This is a genomic window from Limnobaculum xujianqingii, assembly GCF_013394855.1.
GTDB classification, from domain to species: Bacteria; Pseudomonadota; Gammaproteobacteria; order Enterobacterales; family Enterobacteriaceae; genus Limnobaculum; species Limnobaculum xujianqingii.
In genome coordinates this window covers 1185118-1201760 of record NZ_JABMLK010000002.1, presented here as the reverse complement: position 1 = coordinate 1201760, position 16643 = coordinate 1185118, and the positions used below count along the sequence as shown (strand labels likewise).

The 16643-nt window shown below is 40.7% G+C and carries 11 protein-coding genes; 5 read left to right on the top strand and 6 right to left on the bottom strand.

Features of this window, described 5'->3' with window-relative positions; translation table 11 throughout:
* Positions 1–82: 82 nt before the first annotated feature.
* Complete coding sequence (locus GOL65_RS19485; protein ID WP_140917864.1) at positions 83–2944, bottom strand: autotransporter outer membrane beta-barrel domain-containing protein; 2862 nt, start codon at positions 2942–2944, stop codon at positions 83–85.
* A gap of 566 nt (positions 2945–3510) precedes the next feature.
* On the bottom strand, positions 3511–4434 hold the full coding sequence (locus GOL65_RS19480) for a glycosyl transferase family 90 (RefSeq protein ID WP_140917865.1): 924 nt from the start codon (positions 4432–4434) through the stop codon (positions 3511–3513).
* Positions 4435–5368: 934 nt separating this feature from the next.
* Here GOL65_RS19480 and GOL65_RS19475 point away from each other — a divergent pair.
* A complete protein-coding gene (locus tag GOL65_RS19475) occupies positions 5369–6466 on the top strand; it encodes a NapC/NirT family cytochrome c (protein ID WP_140917866.1) in 1098 nt (365 codons plus the stop codon).
* Positions 6467–6482: 16 nt separating this feature from the next.
* Positions 6483–8930 (top strand): trimethylamine-N-oxide reductase 2, encoded by a 2448-nt coding sequence (locus GOL65_RS19470; RefSeq protein ID WP_140917867.1) that lies wholly within the window; start codon positions 6483–6485, stop codon positions 8928–8930.
* A gap of 161 nt (positions 8931–9091) precedes the next feature.
* On the opposite strand, the gene GOL65_RS19465 is transcribed toward GOL65_RS19470, so the two are convergent.
* From GOL65_RS19465 to GOL65_RS19455, 3 genes are all read right to left on the bottom strand, one after another.
* A complete protein-coding gene (locus tag GOL65_RS19465; protein ID WP_140917868.1) occupies positions 9092–9397 on the bottom strand; it encodes a hypothetical protein in 306 nt (101 codons plus the stop codon).
* 15 nt (positions 9398–9412) lie between these two features.
* Entirely contained in the window at positions 9413–9616 is a 204-nt protein-coding gene (locus GOL65_RS19460) for a hypothetical protein (protein WP_140917869.1), read from the bottom strand.
* Positions 9617–9940: 324 nt separating this feature from the next.
* Entirely contained in the window at positions 9941–10219 is a 279-nt protein-coding gene (locus GOL65_RS19455; protein ID WP_130591542.1) for an IS1 family transposase, read from the bottom strand.
* 523 nt (positions 10220–10742) lie between these two features.
* Between GOL65_RS19455 and GOL65_RS19450 the strand changes: the two genes are divergently transcribed.
* Entirely contained in the window at positions 10743–10877 is a 135-nt protein-coding gene (locus tag GOL65_RS19450) for an entericidin A/B family lipoprotein (RefSeq protein ID WP_130591543.1), read from the top strand.
* 72 nt (positions 10878–10949) lie between these two features.
* On the opposite strand, the gene GOL65_RS19445 is transcribed toward GOL65_RS19450, so the two are convergent.
* Positions 10950–11606, bottom strand: a complete 657-nt coding sequence (locus GOL65_RS19445) for a hypothetical protein (RefSeq protein ID WP_140917870.1) — start codon at positions 11604–11606, stop codon at positions 10950–10952.
* A 285-nt stretch (positions 11607–11891) separates the two neighbouring features.
* Between GOL65_RS19445 and ychF the strand changes: the two genes are divergently transcribed.
* Complete coding sequence (ychF, locus tag GOL65_RS19440; RefSeq protein ID WP_140917871.1) at positions 11892–12983, top strand: redox-regulated ATPase YchF; 1092 nt, start codon at positions 11892–11894, stop codon at positions 12981–12983.
* Positions 12984–13601: 618 nt separating this feature from the next.
* A complete protein-coding gene (locus tag GOL65_RS19435; protein ID WP_228723160.1) occupies positions 13602–16562 on the top strand; it encodes an autotransporter outer membrane beta-barrel domain-containing protein in 2961 nt (986 codons plus the stop codon).
* The last annotated feature ends 81 nt before the right edge of the window (positions 16563–16643 follow it).

The following is a 16643-nucleotide window of genomic DNA, read 5'->3' as shown; positions in this document are numbered from 1 at the left end:
AATACTCTTTTAGCAAAACCATAACGCAAAAAAACGCCATTCCTTTCAGAATGGCGTTTCTCATTTCTGCTATTCAACTACATCAGAAACTATAGCGAACACCTAAATGGCCGCTATATGGCATTTCAATATGACTGCCATTAGCGTAGTTTATTTCCGCATAGGTTGACCACTGGTCGTTAAACTGTGCGGTAAAACCAACACCATATTTCCCTACCGTGCCAGACATATCATTGGTGAAACGTTCAGTATCATTAATGATAACATCATTGTTTTTCTTAAACTCATGACTAACGGCTAATCGGCCATAAGGCTTGATGATAGTGCCGTCTGCTAAAACAAAAGACTTACCAAATGTGGTACCTGCTTCAACTTTCAACGACTGCGCAGAATCCGCCTTCACTTTCATGTCGCTATCCAGCTTATAACTGGTTTTGCCACCATGGAAAGCCGAACCTAACAGGTAAGGCTCAATGAAGTAGCTATCCAGTTTGATATGCTTACCGGCTTCCAGAGAGATACCGATACCATTGGTATTATCAGTGCCTTTGGTTTTACCATCATTAAATCGGGCATTATTTTCCGTTCTGAAATGGTTGGCTTTTAACACACCATCAAGGTAATAACCGTTATCCATTAGCCAGGTGGTATACAAACCTAAAGCATAGCTATCCACCTTACCGTCACCACTGCGGGAATCCAGTTCAGAATGGGTATAAGAGAACAGCCCGCCAATAATCAGTCGACCACCATCCAGCTCAATCCCATGGTCACCACCCAGCATGACTCCGTTCATGTCCTGCTTATAGCTGACATTATCGGTAGAGACACGATAACGGTTGGTAATATATTTACCCCAGGCACCGTTTTGTGGCCCACGGTTATCACGCAAATCCCCTAAACGCGCTCTTAATGTTGATAGCTCACCATCCCAAATAGTTGGAGTCACGTTAGCTAACGCAATTACCGATTTTGCACTATCTGATAGCTCAGGTTTTGGATTTGGTGAAACGCCACCCGGATTTTCACCTCCTGGTATTTCCGGATCAACAGGTCCAGGCCCTGGGCCCGGTTCTTCCGGATCGACAGGACCTGGTTCCTCAGGTTCAACCGCCGTTGGTGACAGATACCAGTTGTCCTGATCCCCGGCATCCCCTTGTACTAAATAATACTTATAGGCACCCAGATCGACGCTACCATTGACCAGCGTGAAGCTATCCGTTGCACTTCCATTAGCAAAAATCAAATGATGAGGGTCAACACCCGCGGCTACCGCTCTTAACTCCTGACCAGAGTCTCTGACATTAACGTTAAAAGCGCCACTGATAGAATCACTGATATTCAGGAAATCACCCACGCCACCATTGATATTGGTGTTCATCACAAAGGTGCCGCTGCCTGAGAGCGTTTCTAATTCCAGACGACTATATTTGCCAGCATCACTACCGTCCTGACGACCGAAAATAACCGAACCACTGTTTATGGCTAAATCGGCTACCGTGGCCGTCGATTCAGAGGTCATGTCATTATGCTGAACGTACAAACGTGAATTTTTACCGTTCAGATTTACACTGCTGGCATAAGCACCTTTACCTAAATTCCCGGTCCAGCTATGGCTATCACCGCCAATCATAGTTAAAGAGCCGTCATTCACATCCATGATTCCGGTAGAATAACCGCCATAAGTGATAGTCGAACGACCATTTCCCTGAATGGTGGTGTTTTCAACATGGCCGCGTTCATCGACGAATTGTGAACCGCCATCAATCAACGTACCTTTGGCCTCACCATAATAATCAACACGCTGCTCACCACCGCTATAGATTGTGGCATTCTGAACAAGAGGTCGTTTACCTATCCACTCATCCTGGTCAACCCATTGGCCACTAACCCACCCGCCTTTGCTGCCGCTGACAACCTGCAGACCATAAACTTTTGCACCATCAGAAATACCGGTTTGTACCTGTTGGCGACCACCGGCATAAATGGTGGCATTAGTCGACTTTTGCTGACGCGACACCGAAGTGCCATCCATAACCCAGTCACCGTTTTGCCATTTTCCATCAGCTGCAGTAATTAACTGCCAGCCATACACCTGCGCTCCGTCAGAAATACCGGCCTGAACCAGTTGACGCCCGCCGGCATAAATTGTCCCATCCTGATCGGATATCTTTTCATCACCAGAACCGGCATAAACTAACTGGAAACCACCATCGTAGACTTTAGTGTCGATCGCTACGCCACTGGCTAATTGATAGCTGCCGCTACCAATGTGCGAATTAGTAGCGGTACCACCATAAATGATCTGCTCTCCGCCATTTTTTACCAGAGTATCTTCAACAACAGCCGTGCTCATTACGGATAACTGCTGTGTACCGCCATCAATCAGGTTAGCCTGAGCATAACCGCCATCGCCAACAACCTGTATTCCACCGGCCATTACCGTCGTATTATAAGCTTCGGCTCCGTTGCGAACTGATATGCTTCCATCGCTCTCAACCAAAGTATCAAAAGCTTTTGAGGTACTGCTGAGCTGTAAAAAGCCACCCAGTATTTTCGAACCGTCACTAACGGTGCCTTTTACTACCGTACCAACAGCAATACTGTCGCTCTCCATCGTAAACTGCACAGAATTAATGGTGGTATTTAAGCTATATGAATTATTAGAGATGGTCAGTATCTGCCCCATCGCATCCAGACGGGTTCTGACAATTTCACGGTCATAGATATATTTATAATCGTCAATTTTTGCCCGATACACCGAGTCCCACACATTCGATATACGCTCTCCATCATCAGAGTAAGCAGCGTTACTTAGAATATCCGCTACAACAGGTGATTTTTGTTTAGGCTCAAACGGATCTTGAGGGAATGCTGCTGCCTGAACAGTAGCCGATAAGGAAAATAGCGCTGGCAGCGCCAGTACAAGCGGGTTAAGTTTCATAATCTAATTCCCTTTGGTTGAAGGCCGTATCCAATGCGTCCCTTAATTCAATATCTCAAAAAATGAATGCGTCGCCAAAAAATCAAAAAATGATCATTAGCTAAACATTAATTAAGAGACTATATGTAAATGCTAACACACACACATTCGGCGGATTGGTAGCCTTAGCGACGAAAAATAAGGAATTTAGTCAGGAAATCCATGTAACTGGCAGAAATAAAAAGAAATATTATGAAATAAATCAAATCTGAAAGTGTTTTCCAAATTAAAGAATATCAACCTAAATTCAGGGTAACATAGTGATAATAAATGTTTTTTAATATATTAACTTATATGAATTATTATTAGTAAGCGTAAAAATTTATCGACCACAAAAAAATAACACACTTCATCTAATTTATAATGAAATATTTAAAATGAAAAAATAACGCTAATAAATTATTTAATATAATTCCTGATGTTAAATTAATTTCATGCCTACTCTACAGATCTGTATATATCGATACATTAAAAAAATAGAGCGATGGTAGCGATCCACCGCTCTATTTTTACAACAGCACAGAAATCTACTGCCCTGAAAGAAAAAAATACTTCTTCATCACCAACAGAGAAATCGCCCTCTCCTGCACATTATCCAGAAACTGTGACACATAGGTATTCGCGTTATGGATAATCATTTTTGCCTCATCAATATGATGAGAGTAGTAGGCTATTTTTTCTTCCAAATCAGAAAAGTCATCGTTCAATTGCACATAATGAAAATCAGGAACCAATGTCCCTTCCATAAACCAACTCTCAATACGTGGCTTACGCATAAAACAAAGCGAGTTAGAGTGCATTATCCATTTCAGGTTGGTGGCAACATCATTTCCTTCGATACTGATAATAAACTTATACTTCATTTGCTCAGTTTCACACATCAGGTTCTTTATTTTTGCATCACCATATCGCCCGGTATCTGCCACATCTACCAACGGAGAGTTATGATAGTTATCGAGTAATTGCTTTCTGGCATCCTGATAGCAGGCTCCCCGAAACACCGCCATATCCAGCTTCTGTTCAAAGGGGATAAGATCATTAAACAGACGAAAATGACGTATTTTATTTAGCTTCAACAGCACTGAGTTTTGATTATCTCCGGCAATCGGTCGTGTTTTCAGCAACGTTGGCTTATCAGGTATGTGCTTTATATCACCGAGAAAATAATTAAAACGGAGATGAGGATCAAAATAGCGAGCAGACTCCATTAAATCATAATAATAGGTACTGGGGTGTCCTTTAACCGTCAATTTACCGCATTCAACGGCTGATTCATCCAAAATAAAAGGTGTATTGAGCTTATTGTAGTAATTAACCCGATAATCAATATAGTCCCGTTTAGACTCACTAATATTCTCAAGTAACCGATGAATATTTCTCCGAAACAAAACTCGTGGAATCAAATCCTTAATAATATTCTTGGTATAAAACGGGATTTTCTCGCTATGCATAAATACCCTTTCCTGGCATCACAATACTTTTGGATAAGTGTAGTCTTACCCGTCAAAACTCTCTGCTCTACAGCAATAAATATTGCGTAATTTTGCAGTACATCAAAAAAGGTCAGCCTCATTCAACCATACAGAGACTACTTGTTATTGGTGTACCATTTTTCATTTACGTTCCGTAAAAGCATCCAATTTTTACAAAATATCACAAACAAAATAGAAACCATCAAAATAATAACCAGAGTTACCATTATCTTATTTCAAATAAATCATTTCTCATAAATGATAAAAAAACGTAATTTATCCAAACTCAATTATTGAACTGCCCATCACCGAAGCCATAGTTCAATAGCGATTTTTAAAAACAATCATAACCCAATAGCATTAATCTATAAAAAGTCATCATTATTTTTTGATTTAAATAAATTTATAAAAACAAAACAATTATTGACTTATAAACAGAAAATGACATAAAACAAAATCAATAATTTATACTTTTAAATTTAAAATATCCGAACAAAAATCTTCAAATCTAAAAACCACCAAGACACAAATCTATAAAATAAGACTTTACTTTATAATAACTTTAAATATCAATTAATTAAAATCATCGAAGTTAATCTTATAATGACAAAAAAATTAATAATGTAAAATAAAATCACCTGTATTGTGAATTTTTTGATAAAAACAACTCATGAATTTTAAACTACTTTTATAAATAAAAAATACTCATTTCAATATAATAAAAACATTTTCGATATGTATTTTATTACATATCGATTATCTGTTCGCTTATAAAAATAATGTGATTCAATGCATATACATTTTTAATGGAAATTATTATCATCCTTAATAATTAAAAATAGGTAGTGGCTATTTTTATTAAAAAACCAATAACAAAATTTACTGAATCTGATAATAAGGATGGTTATTTATCATGGCTGGAAGGAAGTCGAAATTTTTTCTATTTATTTGTTCAGCACTTGTGTTGGGGTTATTTGCGTTTAGCGGTGGTAGCTACGTCTTGCACAAAACCTCAGAAACCAGCTTTTGTCTCTCATGCCATACCATGCAGGCAGCTTATGAGGAATATCAGGGGTCAGTTCACTTTAAAAACCAGAAAGGTATTCGGGCTGAATGTTCTGATTGCCACATTCCACAGGCTCCTGTGGATTTCTTACTGGCAAAAATGAAAGCCAGTAAAGATGTCTATCATCAGTTTGTTACAGGAAAAATCGATACCGCTGAAAAATATGAAGAACACCGTTTAGCTATGGCACAGACAGTTTGGCATCAGTTGCAGCAAAATGACTCGGCAACCTGTCGCTCTTGTCACCAGTTTGATGCGATGGATATTCAGGCCCAAAGCGCCGATGCCCAAAAAATGCACAACCTGGGCATAAAAGAAAAGCAAACCTGTATTGATTGTCACAAGGGCGTTGCTCACTTCCCTCCTGAAATCAAAATGGATGAAAAAGCACTGGATTCTTTACTAAGTGAAGCCAAACAAACCACTCAGGATGCAAAGCTGGTCTATCCGGTTCAACCTATCAAATTAAATGAATTTGGTACCGCCTACCCTGCTACTGCATTAAAAGTGCTGAAATCAGACGCTTCTGGCCGACAAATTGAACTGAACGGAAGCCAAATGAAAGGTGCCGAGCAGGTTATCTATCTGGAAAAAGGCCAGCGCCTGATTCTCGCAACGCTGACAGAACAAGGTGAAAACGCGCTAAAAATTAACGCCGACTTCACTAAAGATGAGTACGACAATGAATGGCGTCCGGTAACGTTAACCGCCACCATAACGGACCCAGTCCTGTCCGACCTGACACCATTATGGAGCTACGCCGAAAATCTGGACAACGTTTACTGTTCTGGCTGTCACGCCAAAATCTCCTCCAAACACTATACCGTTAACGCCTGGCCTGCTGTGGCCAAAGGCATGGGAGCCAGAACGGATATCTCTCCACAGGATTTGGATATTTTAACCAAGTATTTCCAATACAACGCCAAAGATATAAACAGTCACTAATAAAAGAGGATGGCATATGAATCTTACTCGTAGAGGTTTTATTAAAGGTGCAGGTGTTACCGCAGGGGCGATGGCGATCTCCTCTGCAATTCCATTGCCGGCCTGGGCTGATGCTCCTGTTGGTACTATCCTGACGGCTGGCCGTTGGGGTGCGATGCAAGTTGAAGTCAAAGATGGCAAAGTGATTTCATCAAAAGGGGCATTGGCAAAAACCATACCTAATAGCCTGCAAACCACCGCGCCAGATCAGGTACACACCAATGCCAGAGTGAAATACCCGATGGTGCGTAAAGGCTTTTTAGCCGCACCGGGCAAACCTGATGGCAAACGCGGTAGCGATGAGTTTGTAAAAATATCCTGGGATGATGCCATGAAACTGATTCATGAGCAGCATATGCGTATTCGTAAAGAGCACGGTGCAGCATCAGTATTTGCTGGCTCTTACGGCTGGCGCTCCAGTGGAGTATTACACAAAGCTCAGACATTATTGCAACGCTATATGAGTCTTGCCGGTGGCTATTCTGGTCATATGGGCGACTATTCAACCGGCGCAGCTCAGGTGATCATGCCTCATGTGGTAGGTTCCGTTGAGGTTTATGAGCAGCAAACCACTTATCCGGTCATTTTGGAACACACTCAGGTTGTTGTTTTGTGGGGCGTCAACCCACTGAATACCTTGAAAATTGCATGGAGCAGCACTGACGAACAAGGTATCGAGTTCTTTAATCAGCTAAAAAGCTCCGGCAAAACGGTTATCGCCATTGACCCTATGCGTTCAGAAACCATTGAGTTCTTTGGTGACAAAGCTCAGTGGCTGGCACCTAATATGGGTACCGATGTAGCCATGATGTTGGGTATTGCCCATACGCTGGTCACCAAATCCATGCACGATAAAGCATTCCTGGATAAATACACCACCGGCTATGACCGTTTTGAAGAATATCTGTTAGGCAAAAACGATAAAACGCCAAAAACAGCAGCCTGGGCGGAAGAGATTTGTGGTATTCCGGCCAAACAAATTGAGTTACTGGCCGAAATTTTCAGCAAAAACCGCACTATGTTGATGGGTGGTTGGGGTATACAGCGCCAACAGTATGGTGAGCAAAAACACTGGATGATGGTTACTCTGGCAGCCATGCTGGGACAAATTGGTAGTGAAGGTGGAGGTTTTGGTTTCTCTTACCATTACTCTAACGGCGGTAACCCAACTCGTAGCGGTGGTGTCCTTTCTGCTATTTCTGCTTCCGTAGCAGGTACCTCATCTGCCGGTAACGACTGGGCAGCCTCCGACGCGGTAAATAGCTTCCCATTGGCACGAATTGTTGAAGCATTGGAAAAACCCGGTAGCAAATATCAGCACAATGGTCATGAAATGACCTTCCCTGATATTAAAATGATCTGGTGGGCCGGTGGTGCTAACTTTACTCACCATCAGGATACTAACCGTCTAATCAAAGCCTGGCAGAAACCAGAGATGATTGTTATCTCCGAATGTTACTGGACTGCCGCCGCTAAACATGCGGATATCGTTTTACCAATCACCACATCGTTTGAACGTAACGATCTGACCATGACCGGTGACTACAGTAACCAGCATTTGGTGCCAATGAAGCAAGTGGTTCCACCTCAGTTTGAATCACGTAATGACTTCGATGTATTTGCTGACATGTCTGAACTACTGAAAGCCGGAGGCCGTAAGGTCTATACCGAAGGTAAGGAAGAGATGGACTGGCTACGCGAGTTCTATGATGCAGCACAAAAAGGTGCCCGTGCTCAGCGTGTTGCTATGCCGCAGTTCAATCAATTCTGGCAAGAAAATAAACTGATTGAGATGCGCAAAAACGATAAGAATGAGAAATTCATTCGTTTTGCCGAGTTCCGGGCCGATCCAATCATGAATCCTCTGGGAACACCAAGCGGTAAAATTGAGATATTCTCTAAAACTATCGAAGGATTTAAATATGCTGACTGTCCTGCACACCCAAGCTGGCTCGCACCGGTTGAGTGGAAAGGTAACGCTAAAGAAGGTCAGTTGCAGTTATTAACCGCTCACCCTGCTCATCGTCTGCATAGCCAACTTAACTATGCAAAACTGCGCGAGCAGTATGCAGTGGCTAACCGTGAACCAATCACTATTCATCCGGAAGATGCAAAAGCTCGTGGTATTGCTAATGGGGATCTGGTCAGAGCCTTTAATGACCGTGGTCAGGTGCTAGTTGGGGCGGTTGTTTCTGATGGCATTAAGCAAGGTATCGTCTGTATTCACGAAGGCGCATGGCCCGATCTGGATCCGGCTACCGGCATTTGTAAAAACGGTGGTGCTAACGTACTGACGCTTGATATTCCAACGTCTCAGTTAGCTAATGGTTGTTCTGGTAATACTGCGTTAATTTCCATTGAGAAATACACCGGACCGGCTCTGACGTTAACCGCATTTGATCCACCAAAAGGTGAAAGCGCTTAAATCAGTGCATAACTTATTGGTATAACAAAAATTCCCGGCTATCTGCCGGGAATTTTTTACTGGCGACACTATAACAACAATCACAGTACCCCAGTCTCTCTGTCATTCTAAGTTATTACCTGACTACAGAGCACTTGATTACTTAAGTACGGTTTCTGATATTACTTCCAGAAAGTAAATTTGCTCTTAAAACTGCTACCGATACTGCTGATCGCACCTTCAACAAATGCACCTGCGGTATAGCCAGCCAGATGCCCTGCATTTTCACCGTTGACAATTCCTGTTGAAGCCAACAGATCAAGACCGGCTCCTAGCACAGGAGAGAATTTATTAGCGATACCTTTCACTACGGTAATTCCAGTATCACCAAAAGTTTTACCTAAAAATCCACCAACAGAAGCCATTGAGTCTTGAATAAAGCCGGCACCAGAAACCTGTTCTATTTCTACAACACTTAGTTCTCTCATTATTTCGTCCTTAAATTATTTCTTATTAAACAGGGAATAAATCCAGTTTATTGGTGTTGCAATAATGGTCCCAATGGTTCCACCGATCTTATCGCCTACAACATTTCCGGCAAGACGTGATGGTACATCAACGGCTAAATGAATTGCGTCCCATATTATGTCAGTAAAAATTCCTGCTCCGTTTACCTGCTCGATTTCTATATTTGATAGTTCTCTCATCCTGAATCCTTAGTAAGGTAATAATATTACTTAAAATAATCTTGATTTGTACACAAATAGCACCAATGCAGCCATTCATGACGCTAAAGAAATATATATAAATGATTCAGAATGAGATAGTCATATTTATTTAAATGGCAGAAAATAAGTAGTTATTTAAATAAATTAAAACATACATTGAATGGTTATTAAGACTTTATTTAAATTACTTACGCATTAATTAATAATATTTTAAATACATAATTAAAATTATTATTAATATGAAAGACGGCGCTCTTAGTAAAAAGAGCGCTGAATATGATAGAAATTAGAATTGGAGTATTTTTATATTGCTTCACTTTCCAGCATATAAATATGACGATCTATATTTTTCAGGCTAACACCTAATGAACGAGATATTTGTTCACGGCTTTGCCCTTCAGCCAACAGAGATTTAATCTGTTTAGCAATATTTGTTTCATGACCTTGATAAATATAGGAAACCTGAAATGTCTTCTTACATAAAACACAAAGATAACGTTGAATTCCGGAACGCGCCTGACCATGGCGTCTTATCCTGCCGGGTACATTACAATGGTGACAAACTAACTGCCTCACTTCCATAATAACCTCCTTTTTAAAAAATATGCATCCATTACCAGTATTATTGTCAGACAGCCATCTTTCTCCATACCTGGAGTAAAGAGAAAAAGCATTATCTTTTACAGAAATTTATTTTTATATCCCAGACATCGCTACCATTCAGTTAATTATCAACTAAACTGAAAATACAATAATGTTCATAAAAACGAATGATAAACCGGTCGGGAATTATATACAGTTTAATTTAATTCGATCAAGCCGTATTATCAGTTCGACAGGTTTGCTTACCTACTTAACAAAGCAATCAATAAATTCAACAATATGATTGCCTTACCTGATAAATCATTCAATTAGCCAGCATTTTGATACTAAAATATCATTAAAAAACCTTGATTATATTTTATCAGCTATATCCGAGATATTTATTCACATAAATTATAGTTAATAACCGGTAGCCTAAAATTTTTATTCTTTAATGGTAATCACTCAGTTTTCAACTAACCTTAACCATACACCCTTGTTCTTTCTACGGAGGATAAAGCCAATGTTAGTGAAACGTGCTATTGCCATTCTTTCATTAGTCCTTTTCTGTGGCCTGCTGTCTGCCTGCAATACCACCCGTGGTGTTGGGCAGGATATTGAAGCAGGTGGTGAAGCGATACAAAGAAGTACCTACTAGTTTCAATTGATAAATAATACAGATAGAGACCCTCACTATATTGTCGAGGGTCTGTGTGTTACTGCTAATTAATTATTCTGGTTTCAGATGCTGCTGAATTTCCAGTTTTAACTGGCCCATAATTCCATCCAGTTCTTCTGTTAAGAAACGAGATATTGACTCCCCTTTCATCTCCAGAAATTCTGCCCTGCTTTCTTCGCCCGCTTCAATATTCGTCAGTTGAAGTTCATTTATCATAGAGCTTGAAACTTTCTCTTTAGCCTGTTCAATAAATACCATCATTTGTTGATACAGGGTTTCATCGATCCATAAACGATGCCGGTTGACGGAGGCTTTAACATTATGAGCAATATCGTAGAATGCCTTAGAGTCAGGATGGGATGAAGAACAAAACTGCCTGGCGGCCGAAACGATGGAATATAGCGCTGAATAAACTTCATCTAACGAAGCAATTGCCCGGTCATGATATTTTGACAGCTTAATCTGATAGGCAATGGTTCCTTTCTCCAACTCGCGTTTGATCTGTTCAGTTTCCTGAGTTAATCGACGGTTTTGTTCCATCAGTTCAGCAAAATTATCCTTCATGGCTTTAAACTCAGCACCAGATTTCAAACGAATAAACCACAGATAACCGACTAAAAACAGTGCCAACATGGCAAGCTGAAGCCATACGTTCCACCACTGCGCGTTCAGAATTCCGGCTTTAAGCTCTAACAAAAACTGCTCCATTAACTGACCTCCTGATACATTTTGTCTATTAAAACATCTTTATATAAAGCAGAGGATCATCTGCATCACAGTCTTACCATTATTTTCATCGTTGATAACTTAGGTCTTCAAAGGGATACAAGCCAGATGTTTTAAACGCACTTTCTTCATCCATTGTTATCCATCTACATACCCAATTAGCGATAAAAATCTCATAATGTGTATAATAGCGCATCAATTTAGAGCGCTTTGAGCAAGGTATGTCTTAACTTGCTGATATTAAACAATTTTAAGGTGAGATGAGTTATGGGATTTAAATGCGGCATTGTTGGATTACCTAACGTGGGTAAATCAACCCTGTTTAATGCGTTAACCAAAGCGGGTATCGAAGCGGCCAACTTTCCGTTCTGTACAATTGAGCCTAATACCGGTGTTGTACCCATGCCCGATCAGCGCCTCGATCAACTGGCTGAAATTGTTAAGCCACAGCGCATTCTGCCAACTACCATGGAATTCGTGGATATCGCTGGTCTGGTTAAAGGCGCTTCTAAAGGTGAAGGTCTGGGCAACCAATTTTTAACTAACATTCGTGAAACCGAAGCTATCGGTCATGTTGTTCGCTGTTTTGAGAACGACAATATTATTCACGTATCAGGCAAAGTAGATCCGGCGGAAGACATCGATATTATCAATACCGAGCTGGCCCTTTCCGACCTGGAAACCTGTGAACGAGCCATTCATCGCGTACAGAAAAAAGCCAAAGGTGGCGATAAAGATGCCAAAATTGAGCTGGCTGCATTAGAAAAATGTCTGCCACATTTAGAGAATGCCGGTATGTTGCGCGCTCTGAGTCTGGACAGTGAAGAAAAAGCGGCTCTGCGCTATTTAAGTTTCCTGACCTTAAAACCAACTATGTACATTGCTAACGTCAATGAAGATGGTTTTGAAAATAACCCATATCTGGATAAAGTACGCGAAATTGCCGCGGCTGAAGGTTCAGTTGTCGTTGCCGTTTGTGCTGCAGTCGAATCCGATATCGCCGAACTGGATGACGAAGAACGTGATGAGTTCATGGCTGAAATGGGCCTGACCGAACCAGGTTTAAACCGCGTAATTCGCGCCGGTTATGAATTGCTGAATCTGCAAACCTACTTCACCGCCGGGGTAAAAGAAGTTCGTGCCTGGACTATCCCTGTTGGTGCCACTGCCCCACAGGCTGCCGGTAAAATTCATACCGACTTTGAAAAAGGCTTTATCCGCGCTCAAACTATCGCGTTTGAAGATTTCATCACCTATAAAGGTGAACAAGGCGCTAAAGAAGCCGGTAAAATGCGTTCAGAAGGAAAGGATTACATCGTTAAAGATGGTGATGTGATGAATTTCTTGTTTAACGTCTGATTGATTTTGAAGGCCTCAAACATCAAGTGCTCCCTTACTGAGGCTATAAAACGGTTAAGAACCACACAAACGTGTGGTTTTTTTATCATATTCTGATCCTCACTCCCTCTTAAATAACAAACTCGACAATCACCCTATCTTTACCAGACCACTTAAAATATAAAAATATCTTTTGGGTATCATTCAAATTTTAATCCCTCAACTCTTTCTCTGATGTTTCACCAATTTTCACATTTTTTATACAACAGATTGCTATCACTATGAATTTATAATAAATCGCCTATTATCTTCATAATGAGAATCATAACCACTCATTAACATTGAAATAAATAATCTTAAATACCAATAAGTTGTAAAAATAAACATAAAACTTAATTCAATGAATAAATAACGTTAAAAAATGAATAGTTCAAAAATGAAATCAATATTAAAACAAATAAAACCAATAATTAAATTCAAATAAAAACATATGGTTAAATAAAAAAGCATAAATTCAAAATAAATAAAAACAGAAAATTCAAAAGTGTTGCATTGAAAAATGAAAAATTATCATTATTATGATTGGTAATTCTTATAAGGATAATTGAAAGTTAGAGAAACACATAACAGGGAACGTATATGTACAAAAGTCATTCTACAAAAGTATTATTTCAATTCAACGCTATTACCCTTCTGTTTATCAGCACGTTAGGATTCTCCACCGAAAGTCGGGCTGCTTGTAAACCTTTATATAATGGTCCTGATGGCGCAATGAGTAGCATTGTTGCTAACAGTGCCAGTCAATGTACCTATGACAACTCGCTGATTGAGAATAACGCTGCGATTAATTCAGAAATAACCCAAGTTTCTGCAACGGGTGTCGGCTCAAAGATAAATTTCACTGCGGATAGCGTGAATATCATCAATCATCGAGGAAATAATTCAAGAGGCGTCTATGCATATAATGGTGGAGAGATTAATTTCGCCGGCGATTTGAATATACAAATGAAAGGTGATAATCCAGTTCAAAATTACGGCATTCTATTGTCTTCTCAAGGTACGGTTAATGTCGCTAATAACTTATCCATCTCCGGTAATTTTGATAACTCACTAATTTATGCAACGGGTGGCACACTAAACGTTGGTGGAGACACTTTATTAACGATTGGTAAAGATGATATGCAGGCCTCAACGGGTATCACGACTGCACCAATGAGCTCAACAGACCAAATCAGATTAAATTTTAATGGTAAAACAGAAATTAACCACCACCCGGACCCTGCTCGCTCTACCATTTCCGTTATGGCTCAAGGAGATAGCATTGTTTCGTTCAACGAGCTGAAAATCAGCTCCAGCGGTCAAAGTATGGACCTTACGGTGAGTGGTGATGCCGCTATTGTCTCACGTGGAACCACCACCATTGATAGTGATAAGAGCATTATTCTGAATGTAAATGCCGTTCCTGGTAGCAATAGTGCCAATGGCATAATTAGCCTGGGCGAAAACCAAACTACTATTGAAGAACAACTGAATAATCGTAATGGTGCATTGGTCAATATCGGCAGTAATGCAAATATTACCTCCTCCAGAGAGGGTGCCACCGGAATACGCATAACAAGTAACGCCCTAACACCCGTGACGAATATTATCGTTAAAGGATTGCTGGACGTCAGAAATGGTAATGCAATTGCAGGTAATGGTGTGGGTGCTGAACACGTAACGGTTGATGGTGGACAAATTTACGGCATCATCAATATGGATCGCGGTGACGACATCATAACCGCCAATAGTGGTGTGATTGATGGTGAAATTATTATGGGCCGGGGTAGCGATACACTTATTCTTAATCAGGGCATTGATATTAGTAACCTGAAAAAAGCCAACGGTCATGATCCTATGTTCACCCAAACCGATCAGGAAAACAATCAGTTAGAAGCTAATGGGTTGCAATTTACAGGATATACGTCACTCGCAGGCAATAGCCGCGAAGGTACTAACTTTACCAATTGGGATAGCATAGCGTTAAATAATGGTGCCGCACTGACGATGTCAGATAACCTTTTTGAATCGACTGAAACCCGTGAACGCTCATTATTCATTGATGCTACCTCCAGCCTAATCCATCAAAATACTCAAACCGCAGCTACCCGCACGATATATGGCAATGTCGAAAACAACGGACAAATGACGTTAAGCAATAATGGTGTCGCTGGTGATATTTTGACTATAAGTGGAAACTATAAAGGGGATGGTGGCGTTTTATTATTGGACACCGTCCTGAATAGTGATGACTCCCTGACCGATAAACTGGTCATTTTAGGTGATGCTGAAACAGGTACCACCAACGTTGTAGTGAATAAAGCTGGTGGAGATGGAGCCTTAACCGACCGAGGTATTGAAATCATCACGGTTGAGGGACTTTCTGAAGCAACATTTAAAAAGATGGATAATACTCGTATTGTAGCTGGTCAATACGAATATGAATTAGTTAAAAAAGACAAAAACTGGTATCTCACCAGTGAGATACAACCAATTACACCAGTACCTGAAGAACCAGAGCCGGAGCCAGAGCCAGAAGGCCCCACTCCGCCAACTACCCCCGATCCAGAACCAAAACCGGAACATCAATATCGCCCAGAGTCTGGCAGTTATATGGCTAACCAAATGGCAGCGAACACGTTGTTCATTACCCGTCTTCACGACCGTTTAGGTGAAACACAATACACCGATATGCTGACTGGGGAAGAAAAAGTAACCAGCATGTGGATGCGTCACGTTGGCGGCCATAATCGCTCCCGTGACAGTAGTGGACAGCTGAAGACACAAAGCAATCGTTATATTGTTCAACTTGGTGGCGATATCGCCCAATGGAGCTCTGATGGTGCAGACCGTTGGCATGTAGGGTTAATGACGGGTTATGCGAATCAACACAGCAATACCCGTTCCAAAGTTTCACGCTATAGCTCTGATGGTTCTGTTGACGGTTACAGTGCTGGTATTTATGGCACATGGTATGCCAACGAGCAGGATAAAAGTGGCAGCTATGTAGATAGTTGGGTGTTGTATAACTGGTTTGATAATACCGTTAAAGGCGAATATCTTGAGTCAGAAAAATACAAATCTCGCGGCGTGACGGCGTCTATTGAAGCCGGATATACCTTTAAATTAGGCGAAAGAGAATCTGATAACGTGAAATATTTTCTGCAACCTAAAGCGCAACTGATCTGGATGAACGTTAGAGCCAAAGATCATGTTGAAAACAACGGCACTCGCATATCTTCGGAAGGTGATGGCAACATAATGACTCGCTTAGGTTTACGTGCTTATATGCATGGCCATCATGATATTGATAATGGAAAAGATCGTGAGTTTGAACCGTTTATTGAGGCTAACTGGATACATAACACCCGCAATTTTGGCGTAACGATGAACGACGTACGCAATGAAATTGTTGGAACCAAAAATATTGGCGAAATTAAAGTGGGTGTCGAAGCCCAATGGTCAAAACAATTTAATATGTGGACAAACGTTGGCCAACAAATTGGGGATAATGGCTATAGTGATACACAAGCTATGATTGGATTTAAATATCTATTTTAGTTAAGCCGCTACCAGTAAAAATACTTAAGGTCCACATCATCGCGTGGACCTTTTTATTTAACCAGGAAACTAAAGTACTGA

Excerpts from the sequence above, each read along its gene's own strand:
- GOL65_RS19470 (WP_140917867.1), top strand. The coding sequence starts at position 6,483 with ATGAATCTTACTCGTAGAGGTTTTATTAAAGGTGCAGGTGTTACCGCA.
- GOL65_RS19455 (WP_130591542.1), bottom strand. The coding sequence starts at position 10,219 with ATGGAAGTGAGGCAGTTAGTTTGTCACCATTGTAATGTACCCGGCAGG.
- GOL65_RS19450 (WP_130591543.1), top strand. The coding sequence starts at position 10,743 with ATGTTAGTGAAACGTGCTATTGCCATTCTTTCATTAGTCCTTTTCTGT.
- GOL65_RS19465 (WP_140917868.1), bottom strand. The coding sequence starts at position 9,397 with ATGAGAGAACTAAGTGTTGTAGAAATAGAACAGGTTTCTGGTGCCGGC.
- GOL65_RS19475 (WP_140917866.1), top strand. The coding sequence starts at position 5,369 with ATGGCTGGAAGGAAGTCGAAATTTTTTCTATTTATTTGTTCAGCACTT.
- GOL65_RS19445 (WP_140917870.1), bottom strand. The coding sequence starts at position 11,606 with ATGGAGCAGTTTTTGTTAGAGCTTAAAGCCGGAATTCTGAACGCGCAG.
- GOL65_RS19485 (WP_140917864.1), bottom strand. The coding sequence starts at position 2,944 with ATGAAACTTAACCCGCTTGTACTGGCGCTGCCAGCGCTATTTTCCTTA.
- GOL65_RS19460 (WP_140917869.1), bottom strand. The coding sequence starts at position 9,616 with ATGAGAGAACTATCAAATATAGAAATCGAGCAGGTAAACGGAGCAGGA.
- GOL65_RS19480 (WP_140917865.1), bottom strand. The coding sequence starts at position 4,434 with ATGCATAGCGAGAAAATCCCGTTTTATACCAAGAATATTATTAAGGAT.
- ychF (WP_140917871.1), top strand. The coding sequence starts at position 11,892 with ATGGGATTTAAATGCGGCATTGTTGGATTACCTAACGTGGGTAAATCA.
- GOL65_RS19435 (WP_228723160.1), top strand. The coding sequence starts at position 13,602 with ATGTACAAAAGTCATTCTACAAAAGTATTATTTCAATTCAACGCTATT.